The organism is Listeria valentina, assembly GCF_011800755.1.
GTDB classification, from domain to species: Bacteria; Bacillota; Bacilli; order Lactobacillales; family Listeriaceae; genus Listeria; species Listeria valentina.
In genome coordinates this window covers 1-4,374 of record NZ_JAATJW010000102.1, presented here as the reverse complement: position 1 = coordinate 4,374, position 4,374 = coordinate 1, and the positions used below count along the sequence as shown (strand labels likewise).

The 4,374-nt window shown below is 38.0% G+C and carries 2 protein-coding genes; both read right to left on the bottom strand.

Going from position 1 to position 4,374, the window contains the following annotated elements; all coding sequences use genetic code 11:
* The coding region (locus HCK02_RS13265; protein WP_167630578.1) for an adhesive domain-containing protein at positions 1-3,167 on the bottom strand (3,167 nt) is incomplete at its 3' end.
* 265 nt (positions 3,168-3,432) lie between these two features.
* Entirely contained in the window at positions 3,433-4,116 is a 684-nt protein-coding gene (locus HCK02_RS13260; RefSeq protein ID WP_167630577.1) for a cyclic nucleotide-binding domain-containing protein, read from the bottom strand.
* Positions 4,117-4,374: the final 258 nt, after the last annotated feature.

Here is a 4,374-nt window from a genome sequence, read left to right as displayed (position 1 = left end):
CGCTCAGGCTCAACGACCTGCATATTATTCGACGCAAAAGCAAAGGAGTTCCATGCTGCACGAGTTGTTTCATCTACGGATGCATCCGTCAACTCCTCGCTTAGATCCGTAGGTGCTTTCATCGCAAAATCTAATGTAATATCTTCTCCAGATACCCACGTATTATTATCTAGCAGTGTGACTTTAAAACTATGAATCTGACTCCAATCTGTCACCGCGGAAGCATCCACCCAATTTGGAGCCTGCACATCACTGGGATCCGAAATAGGTGTTGTTGTGGATGGATAAAGCACGTTTTGTGTTAAATCTGCACGACTTGGATTGGTCGCTGTACTGTAAGTGATAGCGACCTTTCCAGCCCAAGACTCAGGCACCTCAATGGGACCTGTCAATGTGGGGGTAAATTGACTGCCCCGGGTCGTATTATCTGTAATGCCTAAATCCCCTATGGATGGAAGCACATCCATCAGTACCATATCGGAGATATCTGTTTCCCCATCATTAGTGAGTTTTAATTGATAATCAATCGCCCCACCTGGTGAAGCATGACCAAATTTAGAGAAGGCACTATCTAGGTCTCCTTTGACAAGTTTCGAAGTCGAAATTTTATCTTCACGTAACAAGCTATATTGGTTGCCTGTTTTGATCATTTGTTGTGAAGTATCTCCATCTCCATTCAGATCACTAGTATCTGTTTCCTTTGTTGAGTTCGTCACACTGTTTCCTTCCTGAGATGGCACTTGAAAATCTTCATTGCCCACAAATGCATAGGCTTCAGGAATTAATTTAGTTGGTGCATTTTCGTCAATATTGACATTAAAACCATAGTTAACTGTTGCACCAGGATATACCTCATCCACATCCCATTTCACATGAACTAATTGTCGTCCAGTTCCATTATAGTCAGATGTAACAATCTTAATCGTCCCATTTTCGTTATCTCCAGTAGTTGTTGCATCATCCCAAGCACTTGGGCTACCTAATCTATACTCTGGATTATTGGTATCTACCGTTACCCCTTTAGGTAAAAGAACGTAGTTTTCAAGAGGATTTTCTGCCTTAATCGCCGATGCTGCATCATTGTCAAGAGAGCCTGTTACTCGATTTGAACCACTCTTAACAATTCCATTTGTAGAGGTATCAAATTTAATGTTATTCTTAAAGATAGGTAAACTATCTGGCGGTGTTGGTATAACTTCTGCTGTACGATATCCTGTTCTTGCATCTACATTGCTAGTCTCACTATCATTAGTCCAGCTATAAGGAGATCCATTCACAGTGTATCCAACTATATCATAATGAACGGTATTCTCTACCGTTCCAGTATAACCTTGTTCCACCGTAAATTGAGGATAAACCCCATTTGAACACATTCCAGCTGGTGCATATGTGAAGTCTAATCGTATTTGTTCCACATGTTGATTATCCAAACCTAAATCAGATTTTGAAAGTTTTTTCCCAAAAATTTCAAAATCACTCAGCACTTTTTGTTCAACACCATTTATAGTTAGATAAACATCCGCGCGAGGTGTTAATTTTTTCGTGTTATTTCCAGGATATCCTGGGTAAGGAGTATAGTTTGCGCTACCTGCAAAATTTAAAGCATATAAATTTAAATGATCATCGATATCATAAACCACTTCATACTTTGTAAAATCTTGTGTTGGACTAGTTGCTCCTTGAGATTTTGTATTAATATTGAACTGTAGCAAAGCTGAATCATAAACTGTCGGATCCGGATTTGCACCTAGATAACCAGATGTTCCCTGCCCATTTGTAGGACCCGTGTGTAGATTAGGATAAAATGCATCACCATCTGACTCAGGCAAATTATTGGGATCACTAACACCAGCTGTTATACTAGCAGAGCTATTATTGGTGATTGGCTGCTCATTTATATCAACTGCTGAAGCTTTTATTTGGTTTGTAAATTTTGAAAAGTTCTCAATATCCGCATTAAATTTCGTTTGGACTTCGATTGTTTGATTAAATAAGCTGTCTGTTGCCGCTTTTTGTTCAGCTAATGATGGCGCATCGAATGTCCAAGTGACTGTCTTCGACGTCGCATCATAGACTCCTCCGGCATTATCACTAACGTAAGTCAAACCATCTGGGATCGTGTCAACCACTTTGATTTGGCTACCTTCTTTAAAGTAGAGTAGCCCTGTCTCTTTTTGATCAGCATTCACTTTGATCGTCCAAGTTCCCGTATCTCCAGCCGTTGGCGGTGTTGTTTTTTCTTTGCCATCACTGTCTACTGTTTGACTATACGTTTTACTCGTAGATAGGCTTGAAGATGCATTCACCGTCACCGTTGCCTCATCTGTCGCATCTCCTGTAAAGTTATCCGCTGTAAACGTGGCCTTACTCGTCAATGCTGTTCCACTCGCTGTTGTTCCGTTTACCGTATTCACTTTGACAAATACTTTATTGGCTTGTCCTGCAGCTAATGTCGCAAACTGATACGTCAAGGTATGGGCACTTGCATCATACGTTGGTGCAGTCCCTGCGATTTTTAATTCATTCACATCTTGCGTGAATGCAACATTTTCAGGCAAGTTAACGACAATTTTTGCATTTTGATAGGTGGTCTGACTTCCCGTTGCTTTGAAGTTTAGTTCATAGACCGCATCTTGCCCTGAAGATACACTATCGTTGGCGGGAGAAATATCAATATCTGCGTTAATTGTTCCAGCTCGAACTTGCGGCTTAACAAATCCTTGTACAGATAACTGATTGGATGTTACCTCTCCCGCATCACTTGTTCCTTTAGCAGTAAACTCATATTTCCCGGCTTTTGCCGCTTTTAATGTCAGGGTTCCCTCCTTTTCTGTCACATTTTTATTCCAGTGGATGGTTAACTTTTGTCCTTCATTTTCCACTTTTTGGATGGTTTGTTCCGTTTTCCCCTGGACCCCTTGATAGTCCACACCTTCAGGCAGTTGCATGCTTAGCTCTTCGCCTTCGCTTTGCGTTACCTTGACATCAAAGGTTTGCCCCACTTGCACTTCATCTTGATCTGATGCAAGTTGGATGTTTTGATTGGAATTATCGTCCGTCTGAGTTGTCTCTGCCTGTGCCACAATAGGGCTCAACAGACTTTGACTCACTAATAACAGTGTAGCCAGTGTCGCTAGAAATTGTTTGCCTCGACTCACCTTTTTCATTTTTTGGTGATCTCCTTTCTCCTGTTTTTAGGTTTTTCACGGCTTTACCCATAACCCCTACTCACTATAAATACGTTTAGATAGGTCTTTTAACAACCACTATTTAAAGATAAAGTACTAAACGATATCTTTTTTTAGAATAACAGAGAATTTTTTCTCAAAAAAGAAGCAAAAAGATAAACTATTTTTTATAATTCACTTATTTATGACTTTTTTGTGAACATTTGCAAATTATCGCTTAAATTTTTTGCCTATGTCTCATTATTTAGCCTTCAATATAGGGACTTTTTTTTATCCACTCTTCTATATTTACCTTCCAAATAGTCGTTTTGATATCAATTAGTCTATCTTTGGAAAATTTTTTCAATACATTCGAAGTAGAGACAATGCTAGCATTAATTAGACTAGCCAACGTACTTACTCCGAGCCAAGAAGGTAATCCATAAATTTCTTTATCTAATTCACATAGCTTGCATCGATACAAGTGTTCAAGAAGTGTCTCAATCATATAGAACAAGCGATTCTCCAGTTTTTCTGTTTCCAATATAAGACGATCTCTCACTGCTTCTTCTCCTTTGGATAAAATAAGCATTAAAAAAGGCACAAAGAGCTTCTCTCGCTCTAAACTCAAAGAAAGTTCATCTATTGAAAACTCTGTATACTCTGCTCTTTCTAAGGCTTCTAAGTAAAAATTTTCATTATCTGATAGCATCAAATAAATAAAATCATTTTCCCCATATAGTCGGCAAATAACGTTCCTGTCCTTGTACCTATTTCTATTATATACAAGAGCAATAGTTCCTTTTTGAATAAGCAAGACCTTTCCTTGAAAGTAACAAAGTTTATCTTTTTTCTGGACACATTCTTTTTTTCTTGAATACTGTCTGTTTATATATAACACCAATAAATTGTCTAATTCTATAAGATTCTGACAGTCTAAAAAAGTCATTTTTATTTGCCCCCTTTCTTAGCTTAAAGCTTAACTATCTCTGTATTGAAATTATATTAAGTATGATAATACTTTCCCTTTTCTAGACAATACCAGAATAAAGACGAATAAGCAGTTCCTTTCTTTATCTTTTTTTCAAAAAAATAAAAACTTCTATTATAGAATTACTCTTCCTAAAAAAGAAAGCTATTCGAGAAATTTACAAGAAATAGCTAAAAAGAGGAGACTCTTTATGGCTATTTTGAAATAGTTCAATAG